Origin of the sequence: Magnetococcus marinus MC-1 (genome assembly GCF_000014865.1) — a bacterium.
In the GTDB taxonomy this organism is placed as follows: domain Bacteria; phylum Pseudomonadota; class Magnetococcia; order Magnetococcales; family Magnetococcaceae; genus Magnetococcus; species Magnetococcus marinus.
Window position 1 is genome coordinate 956,693 of the sequence record NC_008576.1, and the last position, 26,467, is coordinate 983,159.

The window sequence follows — 26,467 nt, forward strand, 5'->3', positions numbered from 1 at the left end:
TCTTGGCCGCCCTTGTGCCCGTATAAGGGCGGCCTAGCTGTTGGCACAGCGCATTCAAAAAGGTTGGTGTGGTCCCCTTTTCCCCAAGGGTAGACGAACCTTCAAACGCGCCATCACTTAATGGCACAAGGGCGTGTCTTTTTTGGGTGTGGTCTCCGACGGAATCGCCTGGGACAGGTGCATCAACAGATAATCAATGAAGCTGCGCACGGAAGGCAACATCCCCCTAGGGCGCGGGTAGATCACATGGATCATGCGCTCTGCGGTGGCCCACTCCGGTAATACCCGCATCAATTTACCCGCGCGCAGCTCGGCTGCAACCACAGGTTCTGGTAAGAGCGCAACACCAATACCGTGAACCGCCGCCTTCAGCTGCACCCGCATGTCGTCCGCAACCAGACGTGGTGAGCCTTGCACCCCCTCCTGCATAGCCGCACCATTGCGTAATACCCAGCGGCTCCGTCCCTCGTGCAGATCCGCATGGCAGCAGATCACCGCCATCTCTTTTAAAACAAGCAGGCTCGTGGGCTGGCCGTGTGCCTGCAAAAAAGCAGGACTGGCGACCATAATACGGCGTGTAGGGGCAACCTCCCGCGCCACCAGATTGGGGGAGTCCTCAATCTGCGCGACCACCCGTAATGCCACATCCACCCGCCCCTCCAACAGGTCAATCACCCGGTCGGTCGCATCCAGATGCACCGTTACCTTAGGGTGGGCCGCCATATAGGCTGGTAGGATCGGTGCCAGATAGTTCTGTGCCAGAACCACAGGGGCACTAATACGTACCCTGCCCATGGGCTCGGCTTTGAGCGCATCAATGCTCTCATAAGCGCCTTGTGCCCCCTCAATAACCACCTGACAGCGCTCGTAAAACCGCTCGCCTGCTTCCGTCAATGCGATCATGCGTGTCGAACGCTGGAGTAATGAGGCCCCCAAACGCCGCTCCAACGCGGCCACACGGCGACTGAGGCGGGTTTTTTCAATACCGGTCGCACGGGCCGCGGCAGAAAAGCCACCATAGCGAACGACGGCGGCAAAAAAAGCGAGATCGTTTAAATCGTTCATATGGATTGTTGCAAAAATGCACCATGCTAGTGTGAAAATGCTATCTTATCAGGCTGTCGGTGCAATGGTATGGTAAATTTACGCTGTTTCCGAGGTTAATATTTTCCTGAGCACCGCTTAGGAAAGGGGGGCTTACCATGAACCATCTGTTTAAACCGCTCCGTATTGGTGATCTGGAGTTGCCAAATCGTCTGCTTATGGCGCCGCTCACCCGGTGCCGGGCGGATGCCCAACATGTGCCCACCGCTATGATGGTCGACTATTATGCGCAACGCGCCAGTGCCGGGCTGCTTATTACCGAGGCCACCATGGTCATGCAAGGTTACTCGGCCTTTTGGCGTGAACCGGGCATCTACTCCGACGCCCAGATCGAGGGTTGGAAAAAGATTACCCAGGCCGTACACGCAAAGGGGGGGCGCATCTTCATGCAAATTTGGCACGGAGGACGCGCCTGTCACCCCTTGTTGAATGATGGCCGCGAGGCGGTAGCACCCTCGCCACTGGCTATTGCCCATGATGAGGTCCACACCCCCCAGGGCAAACAACCCTATACTCTGCCTAGGGCCTTGCGAGATGACGAACTGCCGGCCATTGTAAATGGGTTTGCCCGTGCGGCCCGCCATGCCCGCGCAGCCGGGTTTGATGGGGTAGAGGTGCATGGGGCCAATGGCTACCTGCTCGATCAATTTCTGCGGGATGGCAGCAACCATCGCAGCGGTGCCTATGGTGGCTCGGTGGAGAACCGCGCCCGTTTGTTGTTGGAGGTGATTGAGGCGGTCTCCCTAGCCTGGGGCAGTGAGCGGGTGGGGCTGCGGATCTCTCCCCTTAACAGCTTTAACGATATGATCGACAGCGATCCTATGGGGTTGGCGGAGTGGCTGGCCAAGCGACTAAACGCCTATCCATTGGCCTATCTGCACCTGATGCGTCGCGACTTTTTGGGTCAACAACAGGGAGATGTGGTTCCCCTGGTACGGCAGCACTATAAGGGCACCCTGATCGGTAATATGGGTTATGGGGGAGAGGAAGCCGAGGCGGCTATCGCGGCGGGTCAACTGGATGGGGTGGCCTTTGGGAGCGCCTATCTGGCCAATCCAGATCTACCGGAGCGTCTGCGCTGCGGGGCGCCATTAAACACGCCTGATCCCACCACTTTTTATACGCAAGGGGCGGAGGGCTACACCGATTATCCGACGCTGGCCCAAGGGTAAGCGTAGGGCCCGTTTTTTTAAAGGACAGGGCATCGCAGCTCAATATTACGGGTAAAACGGCGGAATGCCCCCGTGTTTGGGTTGAAGGACAAGCCACCAGGAGCGCGCACCATGGATAAACAACGCCGTATCGAACGCATCGTGCCAGCCACAGCAACGGCAGATGGGGATGGGGTTAAAATTAAACGCACCATTGGTTCCCCCTCCCTGCGGGCATTGGATCCCTTTCTGCTGCTGGATACGCTGGAGTCGGATCAAGCGAGCGACTATAGCGGGGGTTTTCCTGATCATCCCCATCGGGGTTTTGAAACCGTAACCTACATGCTTGAGGGCAAAATGCGTCACCGCGACAGCAGTGGTGGGGCGGGCTTGCTGGAATCCGGCGGGGCGCAATGGATGACCGCAGGGCGCGGGGTGATCCACTCAGAAATGCCAGAGCAGCATGAGGGTCGGCTGCATGGTTTTCAGTTATGGGTCAATCTACCCGCGCGGCGTAAAATGATTCCCGCGCGCTATCAGGATATTCCCTCCTCTGCCATTCCCGAGGTGGAGGTGGAGCAGGGGGGGCTGCTGCGCCTCATTGCCGGGCGGGTGGCGGGTCAGCAGGGGCCCGTTAGCGGCATTGATACAGATCCGCTGTTGGTCGATGTTCGTTTGCAGGGTGGTGCGGTGATACTGCCCATCCCTATTGGACATTGTGCTTTTGTGCTGGTCTATGGGGGGAGTATGCAGATAGCGGCTCAACGGGTTGACCAGGATGCCTTGGCGATTCTGGCTGAGGGCGATCATGTCAGGTTGTCGGGTTTAGGGGGGGCTTTGGTGGTGGCGGGCCAACCCCTTGGCGAGCCCATTGCGCGCCATGGTCCCTTTGTTATGAATACGCACCAGGAGATTCAGCAAGCGGTGCAGGATTATGAAACGGGTAACTTTCTTTAGCGGGGGTGAGGCTCATGGTGGGTGAGCAGCCATCGCTGCTGGCGAGGGGGGAGAAGCGATGGCGGTGTGATTTTTTAGAAGATGACACAAAGGGGGCTGGACAACCCTGTTCGAGAAGTTTTAAGCGCCGTGAGAAGAGGGTTGAGCAACATGGTCTGCTCTCGTCCAAGGGTAGACCTGACTAAGTATCTGGTGGTGATTTTGAGATGAGTTTATCAATACAGGCCATTAAGTCATCGGCATCAATGGGTTTTCGCAGTGTGGCATCAACGCCCAGCAATTTGGCGGCGGTCAGATAATCAAGTTGCGGTTCGGAACCCCCGCTTGAGATGGCGATGATCTTTAGGTAGGGCCAGCGCTGCTTGGCCTCTTTGATGGTCTGTAGCCCCTCTTTAACAGGCATTATGATGTCTGTGATGATCACATCAAAGTGGTTATGCTCCATTAAACGGATGCCAACCTCACCATTGGGTGCCTGAAAGACATTAAAATGGTGTGCTTCCAGGATGATTGTAATTGATTCTTGGACAATAAAATCATCCTCAATAATGAGTGCCTCTCTCATGATGATCCCCTTTATAGATAATCAAATGGATCCTGAACCCTTGTGATCGGTTATGGCATATGCTCAAAACGGAGGGCAATACAAAGCGGCCATTTTTAATGAATCAATTATAAGGCACCATTCAACCCATATGCAACAAACGCTTGGGTTTATTTAAAACGGCTGACCCTTTGCTGCTCCTGGTAGGGGCTGTGCTCCTTGAACAGTTGAAGCGCTTCATCAACACCATGAATCTGTGATAACCGTTCGGCCAGCATCAGCAGATGTGCCCGGTAGCTGCAATTTTCTCCCGTACATGGGTCGCATCGGGTTACGGTTTGATTATCCGAGGTTAATTTGGGGATCGCATCAAACACACTTGCCAGTGCAATAAAAGCATCCCGGTCAGATTGATGCTCCTGCATGATTCTGATGAGCTCCAGTTTGAAAGAGACAATGGCCTTTTGCTCATTATGGCAGATTTCCATGGGCAGATTCCTTTAGGTGGACGCATGGATGTTGTTGGGGAATCTTACATATTATGTCACGAAAAACGCAAAAAAGTTAGCTCTATACAGAAATATACTTTATGCGTTCGCCAAGCGCTTTGCAGCCGCTGTATCTGTTGATCCCGGTTCAAGGACCAGCTTCACGGCTTTTGTCTGGAACGCCGGTGGGTACAATGGTTACGCCGACATAGGTTCTCCCCCTTTTGTCCGTATCTTAAACGACAGTGTCACTTCAATCCGCCTATGTAGGCCAAGAGAGGCCAACGGTTATCCCGCTGGGTATGTCTCGATTCCTGCTCGCCCAAAGCCAGCCGTTACCTGCTAAGTAACAACCAACAACAGCCAGAAATCATGGCGGTGTGTCGCCATTCGCCAGCAAAACCAGGGGGAGATTGCGCACTATTGTCATTCCAAATCCGTGTATGCGCACCAACCATGGCCCAGATGGATTTGTTGTGAATGTTCTCCGTTGCATGGCTTATAGGCGTGCTTGGAAGAGAGGGGTTCAAATGCAAATCTATGATTCTCAAACTATCTCGTTGATGCAACACAATACATGTGTATGATAAGGTCGGGCAAAGTGGGTGAGAATGAATTAAATGTGTGCAAAAAAGTTGGAAAGGTGTTTATACATGCAGCGTTTTGTTAATGGATTTGTCTTCTCAGTTATGCTTCTTGGCATGGTTCTTTTGGCAGAACCTGTGTATGCCCAGGCAACCTTTAGCCGCTCGCAAGCCTACAAAGATTGGCTGTTGCAGTGTTTTGAAGTGCCTGTGGCGGGGCAAAAGGCTGAGGAGCGCTGCACCTTGACCCAGAATGTGGGCACCCAAAAGGTTAAGCGTATTGCCAGTCTTTCTCTGATCAAGGGCGGTGAGGGTCGTAAAGAGTCCTTTCTGCGGCTAATTTTGCCTTTGGAAATGTACTTGGGAGAAAAAGTAACCATGGTGGTGGATGAGGAGAGTGCCAAACCAGAAATACTGGAGTGGCTAACCTGCGTTACAGATGGCTGTCTTGCGGAGTTGAAAATGACCAAACCCCTACTGCAAAAATTGGAGAAGGGCACTGCGTTAAACTTTAATGCAAGCCTTTACAATGGTCGTCGTAAGTTGGCCATGAAATTTAGCCTGCTGGGCTTTACCGATGGGAACAAACAGGTCCAATAGGTTCCCTGTCTTACACGGTTACTTCCCCCCCTCTTTTAGAGTAGTTGATACGATGCTTTTACAGACAACCCCTCTCTCTGTTGTGCGCCAAGCTGGTTTCGCCCAATTTGTAAAAAAATGTGTGGTGGGAGGTTTGGTGATCAGCGCATCGAGTCTATGGGTGACGCAGGCCCATGCCTTGTCCGATCCTGTGCAAAGCCTCTCCATGGTGGAGCGGGTTATGGATGAGGACGGCTTGCCCCGTGCGTTTGATCTCACTCTGCACGGTATTGATTACAATAAAGAGAGCTACGTGTGGTCAATCTCTGCGCAGGGTGCCCATGGTAAGGCCAGCGTGGTGCAAAATGGCTCTGCGGTTAAGGTGGATTATCAGCCAGAGCCCAACTGGCACGGCAACGATGAATTTACCGTGCAGCTTGCCGATGGTCGGGGTGGGGCGAGTGAGGTGTTGGTCAAGGTGGTGGTGGAACCCACCAACGATGCTCCGGTAAATAAAAAGCCTCCGCAGATTATTGGGCATGCGATTATTGGCAGTATCCTGACCGCGCGCATGGGGGAGTGGGATGATAGTATTGACGGGGAAAAGGGCGATTTTTTCTACTCCTATCAGTGGATGCGCGCAAAAGATGCCAACAGTACCGAGTTGGCCGATATGGTTGCCATCGAGGGGGCAACCGAGCAGACCTATCAGGTAACAAAGGCCGATAACCATCTTTATCTGGCGGTGGAAGTGACGGCCCATGATCGCAGCAGTGGCGAATCGGTCCCCTTACAGACCTCGGCGATGAGCCTGCCTGACAAGGTGGGTAACTATGCCCCGGTGATTGGTCTGGCCCCCCTGAAAGAGCTGGAAGAGACTTTTTTGGTTAAAGCGTTTGAGTTTGTGGGCAATAAAAGTTTCACCACCGAAGAGCTCAATAATGCCTTGGCCGATTACACCGACCGCGAGCTTGGCATAACCAAGCTCAAGGAGGTTACCGCCGAGGTGACCAAATTTTACCGCCAAAAAGAGAGTATTCTGGCCAGCGCCTATCTGCCAAAACAGGAGATTGGCAACGGTACCGTCAAGATTAAGATTGTTGAGGCCGAGGTCGACCAGATTACCGTGGCCGGTAACAAATCTTACAATGCATCCTACCTGAAGAAAATCATGGAGAAAGCGGCCCGTAATTCTCCTCTTAAAAGTGATGATATCGAGCGTGGTTTGCTGACCCTTAACACCTTGCCGGCACTCTCGGCCCGCTCCGTCTTGCAAAAAGGTGGAAAACCCGGTACGGCCAGTGTCAATGTGCAGGTGGAGGAGAGCAAGCCCTTTGGTGTGAGCGTGGAATATAACAACCACGGCTCGACATCGGTCAGCCGTGAACGTTATCAAACCACTTTGAGTTGGGACAATATTATGGGCTCGGGTGCCCAAGCCACGGCAGCTGTGCTGGTGGGGGAAACGCCCAAAGATCTGGCCTATAAAACCCTGGATATACAGGCACCCGTTGGCTACTACGGTACCAAGTTGGGGGTCTCTTATAGCACGGGTAACTATGACGTCACGCAGGTCTTCTCTGACTTGGGCATCAAAGGTGAGAGTACCACAGGTAAAATCTATGTGCAGCACCCCTTTGTGCTGCGGCGTAACCTCTCTCTGTATGGGGAGGTGGGTGTGGAAGGTAAGAACGCGCCCTTCTACCTGTTAGGGACGCTTAACAGCAAAGACCGGGTGCGCATTGCCTACGCCCAGGTGGACAGCACCTTTGATCTGCTCGGGGGTAGCAATACCATCTCGGCAAATGTAACCCAGGGTTTGGGGGCGATGTTAGGGGGTAGTCCAAACGGGACAAAAACCAGCCGTACCGGTGCGGATAACCAATTCTCTCGTTTGCAACTGACCTATGCCCATAACCGTCAGCTTCATGAAAAATATAGCTTTTATGGTACGGGAACGTGGCAGGCTGCCGATGATAGCTTGGTTTCGAGCGAAGAGTTTCAAATTGGTGGTCAGGACTCCGTACGGGGGCATACCTCTGGTGCTGAGAGTGGCGATAATGGTTACCGAACCAGCTTTGAGCTCCGTTACACCGATCCTGCCGCCACCGTTCCATATATGATCTACAGCTTCTTGGATCATGGCTATGTACGACGTAAAGAGCCCTTGATCAACCAGGAGAAGTCGGCCTTTCTTACCGGCTATGGTGTTGGTGCCATGCTCAACTACACCAAGTTTGGTGTGACAGGTTCCATGAATCTGGATATGGGGTGGCCCATTTATCCCGCAGTTAACACCCTGAAAGAGAGCCCTGTTGTAAGTCTCTCTACCTCGATCACCTATTAAGGAGTGATGCCATGAACAAATCCCAAGCAAAAGCGGCTTGTGTAAGTGCGCCTCTGGCATCCATCCCTGCTAAGAAGCTCTCTTTTTTGTGGCGCGGGGTGCCGGTCTGCCTGATCATGCTGAGTTTCCCCGGTCAGGCGCTGGCGGGCCCTTCGGGTGAGCAGGTGATTGCCGGTCAGGTAACGATTGACCGTAACCTAAACGATACCATTATCAATCAGGCTACCGATAAGGCGATTATCAACTGGAAAAACTTTGATATTAATCCCAATGAATTGGTGAAGTTTATCCAACCGGATGTAGGCTCCATCGCCCTTAACCGGGTCGAGAGCAACTTGCCAACCAACATTTTGGGTCAGTTGCAGGCCAATGGGCGTCTGTTTATTCTTAACGCCAATGGTGTGATTTTTGGTCGTTCGGCGCAGGTGGATGTGGCCGGGCTGTTGGCCACCACCTTGAGTATTAAGGATAATAACTTTCTTAGTGGTAAATATGCCTTTGAGAAGGTGCCTGGGCTCAAAGATGCTGCGGTGGAGAACAAGGGTGAGATCCATATCGGTGAAGGGGGTTTTGCCTTTTTGGTGGCCCCTGGGGTACGTAACGAAGGGTTGATTATTGCTAAGTTGGGCTCGGTTGCACTGGCCTCTGGCGATAAAATGACCATCGACTTCCACGGTGATGGTTTGGTTTCCTATGAAGTGACCGGCGCGGTGGCCGAAAAGGTATTGGGTGCCGATGGTCAACCATTAGAAGCCTTGGTTAGCAACACCGGGACCATTCAAGCCGATGGCGGCAATGTGGTGATGCAGGGCCACTCGGCGGGGGATGTCTTCTCTTCGGTGGTGAATAATGAGGGGATTATCCAGGCTCAATCTCTGCAAAAGAAGAATGGTAAAATCTATCTCGGTGGCGATGACGAGGGGGGAATCGTCAGCAACAGCGGGATTCTCGATGTCTCAGCGGCAGAACCCAATAGCGCTGGTGGCGAAGTGGTCATGACAGGCCACTTTGTGGGCAACGAAGGGGTGATCGAGGCCAAAGGCAGTGGTTCGGGCGATGGCGGGCAGGTCACGCTAATATCGGCCCAGCATACCCTGACTACCGTTAACAGCGTCATTGATGTCAGTGGCGGAGCCGACAGCGGTTCGGGTGGGGTGGTACAGATTCGCTCGGCCAACCGGGCCACCTTTGATGGGGTAGTGAAGGCAGATGCCGGGCAAAATGGCGGCGACGGCGGTTTGGTGGATGTCTCCAGTGAGGGTGAGGTGCAACTCATTGGTAAAGTGGTGGGCTTAGCCCCGCGTGGACGTAACGCCAAGTTGGTGATCGACCCTAAACATATTGAGATCAACGATGCGGGCGGCGGGGCCTACAACAGCACCACCGTCCAGTTTGATGATAGCCAGAGTGGTACGACCGTCATTACCGCCGCCAGCATCAACGCCCAAGTGGCGGATGTGGTGTTGCAGGCCAACACGGATATTACCGTAACCACAGCCATTAACATTGCCAATGCGGGCACTGGGCTGACCTTACAGGCTGGGCGCTCCATTTTGATCAATGCCGACTTAACCACCAACAATGGTGTTGTCACGCTCACGGCGAACGATCATACCGCGCTGTCGGCAGATCGGGATGCCGGGGTAGCCAGTATCGCCATGGCCAGCGGTACCACAATTAATGCCGGTAGTGCGGCGGTTAATATGACCATTGATGCCAGCGGTCACGGATTGATGGGAGATATTACCGCCTACAACGTGACCAGCAGTGGCGCCGTAGCGCTGGACTCCGCAGGTTCGATCATCGTAAACGGTCCCAACTTTGCCAGTGGCTCCACATCTATCGGCCTGACAGCAGATAATGATGTCACGGTGGGGAGCGCCTTAACAACTGGCAGCCTGACCATTGCGGCGGGCCGTTCGGTGGCATTAAACAGCAATGTAACCACCACCAGCACCGTCAACATTAAGGCCAACGACTCGACCCAAACCTTGGCCAATCGGGGCAGCGGTGATGGGGCCATCAGCATGGCGGCAGGGACCACATTAAATGGTGGTAGCGCTGCCATAACCCTTACTGTGGACAGCACCAATGCCAGCACCGCAGGCGGTATTACCATTGATCTGGTGACCACCGACGGCAACCTGACCGTCAGTTCCCACGATGCCATTACCGAGATTGATGCAGACAGTGAAGTCGATCTACGTGGTGATATTTTAAGTTTGACCACGACCGATACCAACGGTGCCTACATCGGTGCCCCAGGGACCTCTACCACCGATTATCTGGAGGTGCATGCGAAAACCCGCGTGGATGTGACCACAAACAACGGGTCTGTTGCCCTTGCCAGTCCCGGTTATCTCAGTGGTACGGTGGATTGGTTTGGGGCGGCTCCCACCGATGATATCGGCACCACCGATATTGACGAGAGTAAGATTGTTAATCTTAATCTCGGTACGGTCAATGTGGGTACGGCTACCTTCATGTTGGTGGTAACCGATGGTGGCATTCTGGATGGCTTGGCCGGAACAGGCACCAACATTACGGCCGGTTCGGCCAATCTAACCACCAATGGCGGTGAGTCGGTGGTGGCCGGGGCCATTGTGTTGGGTAACGATGGTACCCGTGGTGGTAGCATTGGTGATGCAACCCATGCCCTTAAAACCGAGCTGGGTATTCTGACCGCCTCATCCAGCAATGGCAGTGTCTATATTGATGAAGCCTCAGGCATCTTAATCAATAGCATTAACGCCAATCAAAAAGGGGTTACTGCCAAGGTAAATAGCAGTTATGCCGTTGTGGTTACTACCCTGGATGGCCAGACGGAGACCGGCACCAACAACGTTACCGTAACGGCTGCGGGTGATATTATTATTGGAACGGCCAGTGCGACCTCAACCGTTACCTTAACCAGCACAGCGGGCAATATTTATGATAACAATGACGCCACAAATAATATCCTAGCCAAAAATGTGGTGCTCAATGCTGGTTTGAACATGGGGCTTAGCGGCGATGTGCTCGAACTAACCACTGAAAGTGCCACGCTAACCGCCACCAATGGTGGGGTATATTTTGCTATGGGTGTGCCCAGCACCGTAGCCAGCGTAACGGCGGGTGGTGGTCATGATGTGGTGATTAATGCCTCCGATGGGGTGTTGTCGCTGGGCATGGTTTCTGCGGTGGGTGGCAGTGTAACCATTGATGGCGGTACGGGTTCGATTTTGGATAATAATGGCGCAACCGCCAACATTATCGCCAACTCAGCTTCGATTAAGAGTGACAAGGGTGCCGGTACCGCATCGGATGCCTTAGAAACGACGGTTGACACGTTGGCTGTTGAGATTACCGGTTCTGGTAAATCTTTTTACATCGACGAGAGTGATGCCCTCACCAGCATAAATGCCAAAGTCAATAATGGTTCTACCAACCTGAACTTTACCGGTGGTTCCTTTGCCTTTAACGCAACCACAGGTGCCTTTTCCTCCACCGGTGTTGGGAGTGTAACTTTTGAAAATACAGGGGGTGGTGTTGCCATTGGTACGGTAACAGCGACCGGTGGTAGCGCGACCATTACCGCATCCACAGCCATCACCGATGCTACCTCTGCCATTACCGCCGATACGGTCGTGCTTACGGCAGGTACCAGCATTGGTGCCTCGGGTAGTACCATCAAATCCACAGCCACCACTCTGACCTATTTGGCTTCAGCAGGTAGCATCTATGCCCAAGAGAGTGATGGTGCCACCGTTAACGCAAAGGCGGTTGGTACGGGCAAGAATATTGAGTTTGCCACCACCACCGGCAACCTGACCATCGGTACGATTTCAGCCAAAGGCAGTGTTACCCTAACAGCCACAGCGGGTTCTGTGCTCTCTGGAGGTACCAGCTCCTCGGCTACAGGTGCCACGGTGGTATTGAGTGCGGGAACAGCGATTGGCGCCAGTGGTGCCTCGGTTAATACGGTCGCGGCCAACCTCTCGGCAACGGCCAGCGCGGGTGGGGTCTATCTGAGCAACGCAGGTGATGTGACCCTAACCACAGCGGTGGCCACGGGGGCGGGGTTCCAGTTGAGTAACACCGGTGCATTGGTGCTTAATGGCGTAACCGCTGCGGGACAAGCGGTCTCCCTGACTGCCAGTGGCGCGATTACCGATGGTAATGGCGCCACCAACAACATTAGCGCCGAGTCATTGACCCTTGTTGGTCTCTCCATCGGCAGTACGGCCACCAATGGCGCGGTGGATACCCAGGTTAACAGCGTGACGGCCACCACCACATCCGGAGGGATCTATCTTAATGAGCTAGGTAGTGGTGGTTTGACAATAACCGCAGCAACCGCTGTGGGATCGGATGCCAACGTTTCTATTACCGGCGCGGGCGATATCGCCCTAGGTGTTATCACCGCCAAAGGGGATGATGTCACCCTGGTATCCGCTGGCAAAATTACCGATAATAATGGTGCCGCCAACAACGTTACTGCCGATATTCTAAACGTTACCGGCCCCAATGGTGTAGAAGGGCTGGAGACCTCCATTACCCAACTCTCATCAACGGGCAGCACAGATATTGTTAATGCTGGGGCGATGGCCATTACCAAGGCATCGCTAGAGGGAGGTAGTAGCTCCTTTATTGCCGAGTCACTGACCATTCTAGATATGGCAGGCGATACCGCAACCATCGCCAATAACACATCCCTAACCTTGCAAACCACCACGGGTAATATTGTCTTTTTAGACACCAATGACACCATCGTCGCCCAGGGCAGTGGTACGGTTACCATCAACGCGGGTACCACCGATAAGAGTGGTGCGGTAGCCATCATCGGCAATATTACCACCGCCAACCAAAACATCAGTATCACGGCGGATAGCCATATCACCATCGGTTTGCTCAATGCGGGGATCGGTGATGTCAGTGTCAGCTCCGATTATGGGGTGGTTTTGGATGGCAACAGCACCGCGGTGAACGTCATTGCGCGGAATTTTTCCCTGAGCGGTACCACGCCAACGGTGCGGCAGGCAGAACTGCACACCACCAACTCCATTGCCAATGCCCACGCCCATGATTCCGAGGTCGCGGCGAAGTTGACGTTGCTGGAGGCAAACACCGCAGCCATGGACATTATGTCAACGGCCGAGAGCACGGCGAACTACTCGTTGACGCTCGCCTCCAGTGCTTATGACACGGCACAAGCCGAAGTTGACCGTTTGGCCCCCATCGAAAACGGTTTAAAAATAACTACTTATGTGTTGGATGGGGTTTCGATTGCGCTATCGACTGCGGCCTCTGCCATTGAGGTGGCTGCGGGTGCGGCTCAGGCTATTCCATTCTCCGGTGATGCTGGCTCCGAGGCGGCCGCTGCGGTGACCGGTTTGGCGGCAAACGTTGCAGGTATTGCGGCTTATGCGATCGGCATTGCCCACTCCGAAATTGCGGGTCAGTTGGATGATGCTGAGGATTTGGCCTTTAATAAAGATGCAGAAATGTATGCGGCTAAAAGCACATTGACCGATGCTATTGCCAACCACCAAGCCTACAAAGAGGCAACCTCCATCAGTCAGGCCGCTTATGATGCGGCGGTCATCGAGCGTAACCATAATTGGCAGGTGGCTAGGCAGGCCGTGCTGGCTGAAGATGCCTCATCCACAGCTGGTACGTTGGCACTACCCTTTGGTATTCAGATCTCGGGGCAGTTGGATGTGAATGCGGTCAACAGTGATGTGGTGCTAGCCATTACCGGCCCTGCCGTGCTCAATTCCATGTCTGCAACCAAAACAGCAGGTACGGGGATCATGTCCATCACTGCCACCGATAATATCTCCGTGGTGGGAGCCTTGGTTGCCGATGACTACATCCGCCTAGAGACCACCGGGCAGATTATCAATGGTAATGCCGGGCATAGCTTGACCGCCTCTAAATTTGTGGGTGTGGCTGGAACCGGTATTGGGGCCAGCGGTGGTTTGAACACCTCGGTTACCACCATGGCGGCCAGCACCACCACCGGTGATGTCACCGTGACCAACAATAAGGCTTTGACGCTTGGTACGGTAGACGGGGTGAGCGGTATCACCACTGCGGGTAATATCGTGATTGCGGCAACCAGCCCCCTTACCGTCTCCAACAACGTCACCACTTCTGGCGGCACGGTCGCCCTGACGGCGGGTAATAGCGCCAACAGTGGCGATGATTTTACCCTCTCCGCCAATACCACCATCTCAGCGGCCAGTACCGTTACCCTGACAGCCGGTGATAATGTGGCGGTTGAATCCGGTGCACAGATTACCGGTACCACGGTGACCATTACCGCCAACAATACCGGCGATGGCGAGGCCGATGGGGTTAACGGTGGTGCAACCATTGCCGGTAACATTAACGCCAGCAGCTTGGTGCTCAGCGGGGGTGGGGTTAACCACTCTGGCACCATAACCAGTGCGGGCAGTGTCAACATTAGCGCCACCTCCACCGCCGCTTCGTCGGTTAATGGCATCACCCTGGGTAGTGTGACGGCCGGTGGTCAAATTGATGTGGTCTCCAGCAATAAATTGGTGATGAACCAAAATGTCACCACCACCAGTGGTGCCGTGGTGTTGACCGCCGGTGATAGCAGCGCCAGTGGCGATGATCTGACCCTGGCGGCAGGTAAAACCATCAGCAGTGGTGATAACACCATTACCCTGACCTCTGGGGATAATATGAGCATTGGTGCGGCGGCTCAGATCACCGGTACGACCCTTGTATTGGCCGCCAATCATGAGGGGGCTGGGGTGGCCGACGGGGTTTCTGGTAGCATGGTGCTGGCTGGCAATCTGAGTGGTCAAACCGTAACCATCAGCGGAGCCGGGTTGACCCATACCGGTAGCATCACCAGTAATAGCACGGTGAGTGTCAACGTCAACTCTGCGGCGACCTCGGCCATTAGTGGCATTTCGTTGGCGGCAGTGACAGCCGGCGGTCAGATTGATGTGACCTCCAGTCACGCTTTAACCCTGACCCAAAATGTGCAATCCACTGGGGGGCCAATCACCATTACGGCAGGTTTACAAACAACCTCCGTGGATAACCTGACCGTCGATGCTGGGGTAACGGTGCAGAGTAGCGCCGGTGTGGCCTTTAGTGCAGGGGACAGCATGACCTTCGGCTTGGGTTCACAGGTTACAGGTACGGGTATCACCCTCATTGCCGATAAGGCCGGTGATGGGGATGGCGATGGGGTAAGTGGTAGTATCAATCTCTATGGTAACGTAAACGGTTCGTCGGTGGATGTCAGCGCGGCAGGCTTTAGACAGACCGGTACCATTACCAGCAGTGGCGATGTGGATATCGCCGTGGTTTCGACCCTCTCATCACCGTATAACGGCATCGCTTTAGGCACCATTTCGGCGGCGGGTCACTCGGTTAAGATCTCCGCCACCGGTACTGCAACGGCAGGGATTGCCGACAATAACGGTGCCGCAACGAATGTTACCGCAGCCGACCTAGCCATGGTCGCCAATGGGGGGGTAGGGGCATCCGCAGATGCGTTGGAGACCCAGGTTAGTAATCTGGCCGCTACCGGTGGTTCGGGCGGTGTGACCATCTCCAACAGTGGTGATTTAAGCCTAACCACGGTTGAGGGTGTAACCAGCTTCTCAGCAGCCGATGGTGCGCTTTCGTTGGTAACGACGGGTAACTTGTTGATTAGCGACGGTTTCGTGCAGGGTGCCGGGTTGACCGTCACATTGCAGGCCACAGGCGGTAACATCAATGAGACCAACAGTGGTGCCGCAGCCGATGTGGTGGGGAATATCATTACCTTGACCACCACGGGCTTAGGTAATGGTGTGGGTGATGTGGCCAACCGTCTGGAGCTGAATGCCCAAGTGTTGAATGTGACCACCGATAAGGGAGATGTCTATTTGCACGATACAGCAGGTGGCGTTGCCGTCGGCTTAATAACCACAGGTACGACCGAGGGTACCCGGGTGGATATGATGGTTAGTAATGGCGGGGTTACGGAAGATCCCGGCCATGGTCATGCCCCAAAAATTATTGCCGATGAGCTCTACCTTAATGTAACGGGGCATGGTTTTGGGATCGGTCATGTGGATAATGATCTCAATGTGGATCTGACGACTTTTGTCAATGTAACCACCGAGGGTGGCAGCATCTACATGGCGGATGCTGATTATGGTTTCTATGTGGATCTGGTTAGCACCAACTCGGCTTCCACAAATATTGCCATGGGTACCGAGCTGCGTTTGGTCTCCTTGGAGGGAAGTATTGAAGAGAGTCCCACCCGTTCGGATGCTGCGGTGGATTTGAAAGCGGAGCGCGTTGTACTGTTGGCCCAAGGTGAGAACGATAATATTGGTACCGTTGAAGATGCCATTGAGATTAAAGCGGCCAATCTTTTTTCAGAGACTGAGTCAGGGGCTCGTAGTTCTTTGGTGGCTCCCGATGGGGATAGCCCCATTGTTGAGGCTCCCGGCCAATCGGCCAACGCCCTGTTGATAGATGGGGACTTTGTAGGGGGGGATGATAGCAACCTCTTCCAAGAGATTCAGTCCACAGGAAACCGTGTAGGTGGTGACATTGGTGGTGGAGCCGGCGGCGGCTTTGGCGGTGCTGGCGGTGCAGGTGGTGGATTTGGCGGTGCGGGTGGAGACTTTGGCGGCGCGGGTGGTGGTCTGGTTAGTGATGCCGGTGGATTTGGCGGTGAAGGCGCTCCCGGTGGCGATGCCGGTGGATTTGGCGGTGAAGGCGCTCCCGGTGGCGATGCCGGTGGATTTGGCGGTGAAGGCGCTCCCGGTGGTGATGCCGGTGGATTTGGCGGTGAAGGCGCTCCCGGTGGCGATGCCGGTGGATTTGGCGGTGAAGGCGCTCCCGGTGGCGATGCCGGTGGATTTGGCGGTGAAGGCGCTCCCGGTGGCGATGCCGGTGGATTTGGCGGTGAAGGCGCTCCCGGTGGTGATGCCGGTGGATTTGGCGGTGAAGGCGCTCCCGGTGGCGATGCCGGTGGATTTGGCGATGAAGGCGCTCCCGGTGGCGATGCCGGTGGATTTGGCGGTGAAGGTGCTCCCGGTGGCGATGCCGGTGGATTTGGCGGTGAAGGTGCTCCCGGTGGCGATGCCGGTGGATTTGGCGGTGAAGGCGCTCCCGGTGGCGATGCCGGTGGCTTTGGCGGTGAAGGTGCTCCCGGTGGCGATGCCGGTGGCTTTGGCGGTGAAGGTGCTCCCGGTGGCGATGCCGGTGGATTTGGCGGTGAAGGTGCTCCCGGTGGCGGCCCCGGTGGTGATGCGGGTGGCATTGGCGGCACCGATGGAGCCGGTGGTGATCGGGGTGGTCCGGGTGGCACCGATGGAGCCGGTGGTGACACGGGTTCTCCGGGCAGTGGTGACGGTGATGTCAACAAGCAGGGTGAAGGGGGATAATACCTCCGCCACCGAGGAGCCTAACAGCAATGGCTCAGCCAGTTCCAAGCCGGTAGCACCCAAGGCCGGTTGAGCTTGGCTTTGCGCTGGTAAGCATGCTTGAATAACAGGGTGAAGGTTGGGGGCCACTCTGGAGGAGCCCCAACCTTCACCTTCGTCCCGTTAAGCAGGGAGAGTTCTGTCCCCGCATGGGGAGAGGATCACATGTAAAAGGTGCCGCATCTAACCTGAACTCACGATGCAGCGAGGTGTGCAGAGGGTCTAATTCCATTTTTGACGCGATGCCCTTGGTGCTGCCAAACACCACCATATCGTCAACCGCATTTGTGCAAAAAAGCTGTGCTCAAAGGTGGCTTATTCGTAATCGACGCACACCGTTTATGTTGCACCCTGGTGATGCGGATAAAACCCTCCCTCCAATCCTGTGTAGGTGTGGCTTTGGCGGGCCTTAAAGGCCAGGTCTAAACAGCCTTTACTCCATGGGGTTTGCAAGCCGCTAAGCACTTTTCAAACTTACGCTAAAAAACGCTGTAACTCCTGGATAAGCACCAATTTATGAATAGGTTTGGTCAAATGCTCCTGACACCCCGCCCTTAACGAGTTCTCCCGATGCTCCGGCATGGCATGGGCCGTTAAAGCGATAATAGGGATGCTCGCCAAATCGTTCGCCTTTTCCCAAAGGCGAATCGTCCGAGTCGCCTGATAACCATCCATACCTGGCATCTGCACATCCATCAAGATCAAGTCAAAAGAGGGGCGTTGCCTGACCTTGTCCACGGCTTCCTGACCACTTTCGGCAAATTCAAGCGTATAGGGCTGACGTTTTAAAAACAGACGGATAAGTTCCAAATTGTCCGTCGAATCATCGACCACCAAAATCCGCTTTTGCGGACCACTCTGGGCCAGCTCTCGAATAGGCCGTGGTGCCGATACCGCCTGTTCTAAAATTTGATAGAGGCGACTGGGGTCTTGCTGATCATGGACAAAATAGACGCCCCACATGCTCTCATTGAGCAGAGGCAGATTCTCAGAACAATCCGCACAAAACACCATGGGTAACTCAAAATAGCGTGCGCGGATGGCGGAGACCATCCCCTGGATCTGAATCTGCCCCATATTTTCTAAATGAAACAGCAAAAGTTGCGGGTGCTCACGGAGACGATCAACCACCCCAACATGCTCGTCCACGGAAAAATGATCCGGCGTAACAATCCCCCCCAACTGCTCCAAAAAAGATTCATAAAAATTGAGATGGATCGGGTGATCATGCAGGCTATAGATCTGCATCTCTTTCAAAATAGGGCGCCACTGGGGTGTGCCGTCCTCTGTTTGATCCGCCTGCAAAGGCAAAGTAAACCAAAAAGTGCTGCCAACCCCTTGGCAACTCTCAAAGCCAATGGTTCCGCCCATCATCCCAACCAAGTGCTTGCTGATGGAAAGCCCTAACCCCGTGCCGCCATATTGCCGGGTGATGCTCCCATCCGCCTGGGAAAAAGCGTGAAATAACTTATCGCGGTGCGCTTCTGAAATACCAATCCCCGTATCCACAACCCGGAAACAGAGTTCCTGCTGATCGCTGGCCTCCGCTTTACCCGGTTGAAGGTGCACCAACAGCGCAATCGTCCCTTGTTCCGTAAATTTACTGGCGTTGACCAGCAAGTTGACCAATACCTGTCGCAGTCGCTGCGCATCACCAAAGATAAAGGGGGGAACGGTCGAATCCATGTAGGTGAGAAAGCGAATGCCCTGTTTGCGAATTTGAAATGCGACAATCTGCTCGGCCTCACTCACGACTTGTCGCAACAACAGTGGGGCGATAAATAATTCAATACTACCCGCTTCAAAACGGGAAAAATCTAAGACATCATTGATAATCTGTAGCAGATTGCTCGCGGCGGCCTGGATGGATTGCAACAGCTTGAGCTGTTCACCACTCAAGTGGCTCTCTTTGAGCTCTCCGGTCATCCCCAAAATGGTATTCATTGGGGTGCGGATTTCATGGCTTATGGTGGCCAGAAAATCAGACTTTACCCGGCTGGCCTCTTGATATTTATGTCTCTCTTCAATCAGTTGTTCTTCATAGCTCTTGCGCAGGGAGATATCTTCCTTTAAAGCAATATAGTGGCTGGTCTGGCCGTTAATATCCCGTACCGGCGCGATGGTGGCCGACTCCCAGTAGGTGCTGCCATTTTTACGGCGGTTGCGGAATTCACCACGCCACACCTCACCACGGGTAATGGTTGACCATAACTCCTGGTAATACGCCGCTGCCATCTCGCCCGATTTTAACAGCCTGGGGTTTTCTCCCAAGACCTCTTGGGCGCTATAGCCCGAGATGTTGCAAAAATGTGGATTGACATACTCAATCGCCCCCTCTTGATTGGTGATGACAATGGCGATGGGGCTCTGCTCGACTGCGGTGGAAAGCTTATGTAGATCCAACTCTCTCTGCTTGGCTTCCGTTGTATCGCTCTCCACCGCCACATAGTAGCCCATCTCCCCTTGATCGTTGATTAACCCCGATACAATGCAAGAGGTCCAGCATAACTGTCCGCAGGCGGTACGGTTAACCATCTCCCCACTCCATACACCGCCTGCGGTTATGGTTTGCCACAGCTCTGCATAGACAAAATCTTCGGTTAAACCACTCTTTAGCATGCGCGGCGTATTGCCCAACACCTGCTCAGCAGAGTAGCCAAACAGGGTTTCAAAACTTTTATTGATATAGATGATGGCACCTTTTGGATCGGTAATCATGACCGCCGCCGGGCTTTTTTCGACCACCTCTGACAAAACCCGAATGCGGTCATTTAACCGCAAACGTCGGCGCTCTTGCCACAACAGCAAACCAATCAGTAGCATGGTTGCTATAGGGGTTATGCTAATAAGGACAATGAATGCGGTATTCTTATGGATCCACCCGCTCAATATGTCCTCATCCGTGACCGAAACCAGGGTAACTAAGGGATAGATGGGTGAGATTCGGTAGGCGGTAAAACCTGATTGTTGGCGCGCAAACGGCAGGCGGGGCACCAGCCCTTCATCGCCTTGGCTCCAGGTCTCCTGCCACGATGCATGGAGCTGTTTTCCCTTCATCGCCGCACCACGGTGCCGTTTGGCGGTTGCGGCAAACAGAATGTGCCCATCCAGATGCACCAAAGCGGAGCTCCCCTGGGAACCCTCCACCGCAGACTGAAAGCTGCCAAAGAGTGCCTGTGGGTTAAGGGCCGCAACGATAGAGTGGCGGCCCTGTGGCCCCTCATCCAATAGGGCGATGGGCATAAACCACAGATCGTTCCGCGCACCAATATCATGGGCAGCTCCGAGAAAGCGCCCTTGTTGGGGAATGCCCAACAACATGCGGTCCCCCAAGCTGCGCAGGCGTTCCTGGCTGAGCCCCAAAGCTGGCAAATCAAGTTTAACGCGGGGTAGCGTGGGAAACAGCGCCAAAGCGCTGTCAGCGATGACTTGCCCCTCTTTATCCGCTATGATCACTTGTCGGAGATGAGGGGAAAATTTAAGAACTTGGGTAAGGGTATCATTTAGCTGTTTGGGTGATTTGAGCGAATGCACAACATCCTTGACCCGCTCAAGGGCATTATCAACCGATTCAAAGGCGTGGGTCATGCCCAGTTGTAGATAACGGGTTGTTTTGAGCATGCCTGCTTGAGTGGCTTCGCGCTGGTTTTGAAAACTATTAAACAACACCAGTAGGCAAACCCCCAGCACCAGGATAACCAACGCAGCACCGCCTAGGAGGCGGCTGAAATAGATGCCCGTACACATCAAACGTGCATCGCTCTGTGAGAGTGGGATCATACGCCTATGACGGTAGTAAAAGTGTAAATATTAGACAGATACAGTGCAGTATAGAATCATTTCGGGTGGAAAATCGAATGAATCTGTTTAAATCGGTCAAAATGGGTCATGTTTAGTGAATATCGCACCTCTGATACAGGAGCTATACGCATGCTATCAGGTATTTGTCGTTGGATTGGCTGCCTCAGTACGGTCATTTTCCTGGTTGCTCTGGCAGAGCCTGCCATCGCACAGGCTGAATCGCGCTTGCAAACGATTCAGGCGCGCCAAACGGTGCGGGTTTGCATCTGGCCCGGTTATTTTTCGATTACCTATCGTAATCCTCGCAGCCAACAATTAGAGGGGATTGATATTGATTTGGCCCACGCCTTTGCCGCAGATCTAGGGGTAACGGTCGAATTTATAGACAGTTCATTTTCAAAATTGAAAGAAAACCTCACGCAGGATCGGTGTGATATTGCGATGCATGGCGTGGGTGTGCGGGCCGACCGGGCAGAGTTTATGGATTTTTCAGCACCCTATCTGCGCAGCGGCATTTACGCGGTGGTAGATAAAAATCACTTTGCGATCCAAGCGTGGCAGGATATTGATCGTAAGGGTCACATTATTGTGGTGCAAAAAGGCACTTATATGGAACCGGTGATGCGGAGTTATCTGCACCAAGGCACGCTCACCGTGGTCGACACCTTTAAGGCCCGTGAGCAGGAGGTTGAAGCCGGTCGAGCCGATGTGTTTATGACCGACTACCCTTATGGCCGCCGCATGGCGCTGCTCAGTAGTTGGGCGAAGCTATTAACCCCCCCGCAGGTTTTGGCCCCCACCGATTATGCCTATGCCGTTCCCAAGGGCGAGCCCGAGTGGTTGGCGCGGGTTAATGGTTTTGTTCGCCAGATCAAGAGGGATGGTCGGTTAAAACGTTTTGCAGAAAAGAACGGTTTGATGCCCATTGTGCTCGAATGAGTGGGCGATCTCTTGAGGGCCTCTGCACCCTTAACAGAAGGGCGGCTTGGCCTTGGGTTGGGTAGCTGTGCAGAGCGTGTTGCGCACGGCTCAACCAGCCCCGCGCCATGGTGCCCGATGGTTCGCATACCTCGCGGATAGCGCTTGCGCGTATTTCACACCACAACCAAACCGTTTGCGATGGTTGCTTCATCCCATTTTAGTTTTCCTTATCGAAACAATAATGAATAGGGTGACGATATGAGCATGCACGACGGAATCGGCATGGTGAAGGTTACAATCTCTACTCTTTATCGCCCCTAAAAATGGGGAGAATACCTTCTGAGTTATTTGGAAAATAGGCCAGTGAAGGGTGAAATGACTTTTATTAATAACGTGGTTGGATGGAGCACCAGACAAGCTCTCTGAGTACGTCATGTGCGTTTGATATGGCATTGCAAAACAAGGAAATTTATGCGCGTTCAGAGTTGGCATGGACGGAAATTATGGTAATGGGCATGCGGTGCCGTGCATGGACGGAAGGGTTATCATGCGTTTAATTAAAAACAGCGGCAATGACAGAGTTATAGATGAACTGCGCAAGAGCCTGCCGGCGGGTTCACAGTTGAGCATCGCCTCTTCGCATTTCTCCCTGTTTGCTTTTGCGGAATTGCGTGAACGGCTCGCTAGGGGAAAACAGTGCCGTTTGGTCATGCCAGCGCTTGACTCTGCCAATATCCAACTGCTGGGAACCGACTCCGACCGGCTTGCCAGGAATCGCCTTCAGAACAGATGGCTCGCAGCTCAATGCATGGCGTGGCTCAAGGCCAAGGCCGAAGTCCGTCTCGCTGCTTCGCCACTGCCCCAGGCGGCGCTGGTGACGGAAGGGGTGACGCCGGTGGCAAACCACGTCATTACCGGCAACTGTTCATTTACCACGGAAGGGCTGGGGCTGGCTCCCAACGCGCCCTTCAGCCTGATTCAATGCTCGGAGACCGACGAGGAGTGGCAGCTCTTAAACGGCTGGTTTGCAAACCTGTGGTCCGGTCTGCCCAGATCCGATGCCGGAAGCAAGGCGCTGTTGGCAAAGCTCGGTGAGATCGCTGACCACCGTCCCCCATTTCACGTCTACCTGATGATACTCCACCATCTGTTCCGGGATCTCGGTGAGGAGCTGGACGAGGAGCGGATCATCCGCTCTGCCACCGGCATCCGTGACACGGTTGTCTGGCGCAAGCTCTATAAGTTCCAGCGGGATGGCGTCTTCGGAGCTATCGACAAGCTGGAACGCTTCGGCGGCTGCATCATCGCCGACAGCGTGGGTCTTGGTAAGACCTTCGAGGCGCTGGCGGTCATCAAGTACTTTGAGCTGCGTAACGACCGGGTTCTGGTTCTCTGTCCCAAACGCCTGCGAGACAACTGGACCCTCTACAAGGCCAACGACCGGCGCAACATCCTCTCCGCCGACCGTTTCAATTATGACGTACTCAACCATACCGACCTCTCCCGGGATGGCGGGCTGTCTGGGGAGCTTGACCTCTCCTACATCAACTGGGGCAACTACGACCTAGTGGTCATCGACGAGTCCCACAACTTCCGCAACAAGCCCACCCACAAAGGGCGAGAAAGCCGCTACGAACGGCTCATGCAGCGGGTCATCAAGGCGGGGGTGCGGACCCGGGTGCTGATGCTCTCCGCCACGCCGGTGAACAACCGTCTGGCCGACCTCAAGAACCAGATCGCCTTCATTACCGAAGGCAACGACGGCGCGTTCGTGGATCAGGGCATTCCCAGCATCGAGGCGACCATCCGCCTGGCCCAGACCCAGTTCAACAAGTGGCTGGACCTGCCCAACGCCGGACGCCGCCAGGACATGTTGACGGAGATGCTGGGTTTCGACTACTTCAAGCTGCTGGACATGCTGACCATCGCCCGGTCGCGCAAGCATGTGGAGAAGTACTACGGCACCGCCGAGACCGGCAAATTTCCAGAACGCCTCACGCCCCGCAACATCAAGGCCGACGTGGACTCCTCCGGCCGCTTCCCGCCGGTCCGGGAGATCAACGACGACATACGCCGCCTGAATCTGGCTGCCTATGCGCCGTTGCGCTATCTCCTGCCGGGCAGGCTGGCCGCCTACGAGGCCAAGTACGATACCCAGGTGCGCGGGGGGCAGGGCCGCTTTCGTCAGGTGGACCGGGAAGAGAGCATGGTTCATCTGATCCGGGTCAACCTGCTCAAGCGGATGGAGAGTTCCGTCCACGCTTTCGCGCTCACCTTGGAGCGGCAACTGACCCAGGTGGATGGGTTGCTGGAGAAACTCGATTCCCACATTCAGGATGTGGAGGCGCTGTCCATTGACGAGGTGGATGTGGACGATCCCACCTTTGAGACCCTGTTGATCGGAACCAAAGTCAAGGTGCTGTTGCAGGATGTGGATGCCATCCGCTGGCGGCAGGAGCTGGAGGATGACCATGACCGCCTAGCCCGACTGCATGCTGAGGCCACCCAGGTTGGATACGAGCGGGACGCCAAGCTGGCAGAGTTAAAGGCACTCATTGCAGACAAGGTAGAAAACCCGCTCAACCCCGGCAATCGCAAAATGATCATCTTCACCGCCTTCGCTGACACGGCGGAATACCTCTATCGGGATCTTTCCGTTTGGGTCCGCGCCCAATATGGCATAGAGAGCGCCCAGGTTACTGGTGCGGGCGGCAATAAATGCACGCTGAAGAAGATCCGTTCGGATCTGGGTGGCATTCTGTCATCCTTCTCCCCTCGTTCAAAAGAACGGCCTGAAGAGATGGCCCAGGAAGGGGAACTGGATCTGCTCATCGCCACCGACTGCATCTCCGAAGGGCAGAACCTCCAGGATTGCGACACTCTGGTCAACTATGACATTCACTGGAACCCGGTGCGCATCATCCAGCGCTTTGGGCGCATCGACCGCATCGGTTCGCCCAACGCCCGTATCCAACTGGTCAACTTCTGGCCTAATATGGAGCTGGACGAGTACATCAACCTGGAGCAACGGGTGAGCGGGCGCATGGTGCTGTTGGACATCTCCGCCACCGGCGAGGAGAACGTTATCGAGCACCAGTCCGGCGACCAGATGAACGACCTGGAGTATCGGCGCAAGCAGCTGCTCAAGCTTCAGGAAGCAGTCATCGACATGGAGGAGATCGAAGGCGGCATCTCCATCACCGATATGACCCTGAACGACTTCCGCATGGACTTGGCCGGATTCCAGCGCGGGGGCGGCGTGGAACTGGAGCGGATGCCGTTGGGTTCCATGGCGGTGGCCAGCTCCCTTGGTCTAGGGGATTCCATCGTGCCACCCGGCGTCATCTTTTGCCTGCGGGCCGAAGCGGGCGCGGCCCGCGATGGCATTGATGGAAAAAGCGGGCCGGAGCCGGGCTATCCGCTCTCGCCCCACTATTTGGTGCATGTGGGTGAGGATGGCGCGGTGCTGTTGCCCTTCACCCAGGCCAAACGGATTCTGGATCGGCTGCGCAAGGTGGCCCTGGAGCGGACCGATGTGGATGCGGCAATCTGTGAACGGTTCGACCGGGCGAGTAAAGGAGGGCGGGAGATGGGGCTGTGGCAGGATCTGCTGGCCAAGGGGGTGGGTTCCATCCTCGGGAAAAAAGAGGAGCGTGCTATGGCCAGTCTCTTCTCTCCTGGTGGCACCCATGCCATGCAGGGGGAGTTTTCGGGCATCTACGATTTCGAGGTGGTGGCTTGGCTGGCTATTTTGCCGGAGGACGGAGAGACCACGGCATGATGGACGCGGCCCGCATCATCGACGCTTTGGGGTTGCCCGACGACGCCCGGGTGGACAAAAAAGTGCCCAAGAAGCTCCTGCTGGAACAGGGCGCGCCCACGGCGGCGGACAAGCGGCTGATTCAGGAGGGCATCGAGGCGCTGCACTGGATCGCCGCGCTCAAGCCGGGCAACGTGGCGGTGCCGGTCTTTCGGGATGAGGTGCGGGCATATACGGAGCTGGCGGTGGCCCATGCCGTGTTGCGGCCCAAGGCGAGGACGGCCCGGCTGCTGGAGCTGATCCACCGGGCCATTCCCTATCCGCTGGCACTGCTGGTGACCGGAGATGAAGGGGTACTCTTCTCCCTGGCCCACAAGCGGTTTTCTCAGGGGGAGGCGGGCCGTGTGGTGCTGGATGGCGTGGTGGCCGTTGAACGGCTGGGGGATGGCGATGGCGTGGAAGCGGCGTTTCTGGAGGCCCTGGCCCTCTCCCGGCAGAACGCAACCGACCTCTACGCCCTCTACCAGGGGTGGATGGGGCGGATGATCGCCTTGACGGCGGCCCGGTTGACCGGAATCTATGGGGTGTCGGCGTCGGTGGAAGGGGACCAGGACCGGCGCGAGGTGCTTCGGGAGCATGAGGAGCTGATAAAGAAGCTGGCGGGATTGAGCGCCCAGGCGGCCAAGGAGAAGCAGCTCAACCGCCGGGTGGAATTGAACGTGGAGATTCAGGGTATTCAAAAGGCATTGGACGCGCTTGTCGTCCGGTTGAAGGGATAAGGA

Annotated in this window: 12 protein-coding genes; 8 read left to right on the top strand and 4 right to left on the bottom strand. The window is 55.0% G+C overall.

Annotated features, from left to right (window positions below; translation table 11 throughout):
- Positions 1-117: 117 nt before the first annotated feature.
- The gene (locus MMC1_RS03945; RefSeq protein ID WP_011712454.1) at positions 118-1,065 is read right to left on the bottom strand and encodes a LysR substrate-binding domain-containing protein; all 948 of its coding nucleotides are present in this window, start codon (positions 1,063-1,065) and stop codon (positions 118-120) included.
- A 137-nt stretch (positions 1,066-1,202) separates the two neighbouring features.
- Between MMC1_RS03945 and MMC1_RS03950 the strand changes: the two genes are divergently transcribed.
- Together MMC1_RS03950 and MMC1_RS03955 are read left to right on the top strand one after the other, a co-directional pair.
- Positions 1,203-2,276: an alkene reductase gene (locus tag MMC1_RS03950; protein WP_011712455.1), complete on the top strand. Its 1,074-nt coding sequence runs from the start codon at positions 1,203-1,205 to the stop codon at positions 2,274-2,276.
- A gap of 111 nt (positions 2,277-2,387) precedes the next feature.
- Positions 2,388-3,212 (top strand): pirin family protein, encoded by an 825-nt coding sequence (locus MMC1_RS03955; RefSeq protein WP_011712456.1) that lies wholly within the window; start codon positions 2,388-2,390, stop codon positions 3,210-3,212.
- Positions 3,213-3,393: 181 nt separating this feature from the next.
- On the opposite strand, the gene MMC1_RS03960 is transcribed toward MMC1_RS03955, so the two are convergent.
- Together MMC1_RS03960 and MMC1_RS03965 are read right to left on the bottom strand one after the other, a co-directional pair.
- Entirely contained in the window at positions 3,394-3,777 is a 384-nt protein-coding gene (locus MMC1_RS03960; RefSeq protein WP_011712457.1) for a response regulator, read from the bottom strand.
- Between the two features lie 149 nt (positions 3,778-3,926).
- On the bottom strand, positions 3,927-4,244 hold the full coding sequence (locus MMC1_RS03965; RefSeq protein ID WP_011712458.1) for a hypothetical protein: 318 nt from the start codon (positions 4,242-4,244) through the stop codon (positions 3,927-3,929).
- A gap of 653 nt (positions 4,245-4,897) precedes the next feature.
- Between MMC1_RS03965 and MMC1_RS03970 the strand changes: the two genes are divergently transcribed.
- The 3 genes from MMC1_RS03970 to MMC1_RS03980 all read left to right on the top strand — a co-directional run bounded on the left by MMC1_RS03970 (position 4,898) and on the right by MMC1_RS03980 (position 17,164).
- Complete coding sequence (locus MMC1_RS03970) at positions 4,898-5,428, top strand: invasion associated locus B family protein (RefSeq protein WP_041640773.1); 531 nt, start codon at positions 4,898-4,900, stop codon at positions 5,426-5,428.
- Positions 5,429-5,564: 136 nt separating this feature from the next.
- Entirely contained in the window at positions 5,565-7,754 is a 2,190-nt protein-coding gene (locus MMC1_RS03975) for a ShlB/FhaC/HecB family hemolysin secretion/activation protein (protein WP_160162658.1), read from the top strand.
- An 11-nt stretch (positions 7,755-7,765) separates the two neighbouring features.
- Positions 7,766-17,164 (top strand): two-partner secretion domain-containing protein, encoded by a 9,399-nt coding sequence (locus MMC1_RS03980; protein WP_011712461.1) that lies wholly within the window; start codon positions 7,766-7,768, stop codon positions 17,162-17,164.
- Positions 17,165-17,677: 513 nt separating this feature from the next.
- On the opposite strand, the gene MMC1_RS19580 is transcribed toward MMC1_RS03980, so the two are convergent.
- Entirely contained in the window at positions 17,678-20,983 is a 3,306-nt protein-coding gene (locus MMC1_RS19580) for a PAS domain S-box protein (RefSeq protein WP_011712462.1), read from the bottom strand.
- Positions 20,984-21,133: 150 nt separating this feature from the next.
- Here MMC1_RS19580 and MMC1_RS03990 point away from each other — a divergent pair, with 150 nt between their 5' ends.
- The 3 genes from MMC1_RS03990 (at position 21,134) to MMC1_RS04000 (ending at position 26,464) form a co-directional block, all read left to right on the top strand.
- Complete coding sequence (locus MMC1_RS03990; protein WP_011712463.1) at positions 21,134-21,943, top strand: substrate-binding periplasmic protein; 810 nt, start codon at positions 21,134-21,136, stop codon at positions 21,941-21,943.
- A 529-nt stretch (positions 21,944-22,472) separates the two neighbouring features.
- The gene (locus MMC1_RS03995; protein WP_011712464.1) at positions 22,473-25,706 is read left to right on the top strand and encodes a helicase-related protein; all 3,234 of its coding nucleotides are present in this window, start codon (positions 22,473-22,475) and stop codon (positions 25,704-25,706) included.
- Positions 25,703-26,464: a DUF4391 domain-containing protein gene (locus tag MMC1_RS04000; protein ID WP_227665297.1), complete on the top strand. Its 762-nt coding sequence runs from the start codon at positions 25,703-25,705 to the stop codon at positions 26,462-26,464. Before MMC1_RS03995 ends, MMC1_RS04000 begins: the two co-directional genes overlap by 4 nt.
- The last annotated feature ends 3 nt before the right edge of the window (positions 26,465-26,467 follow it).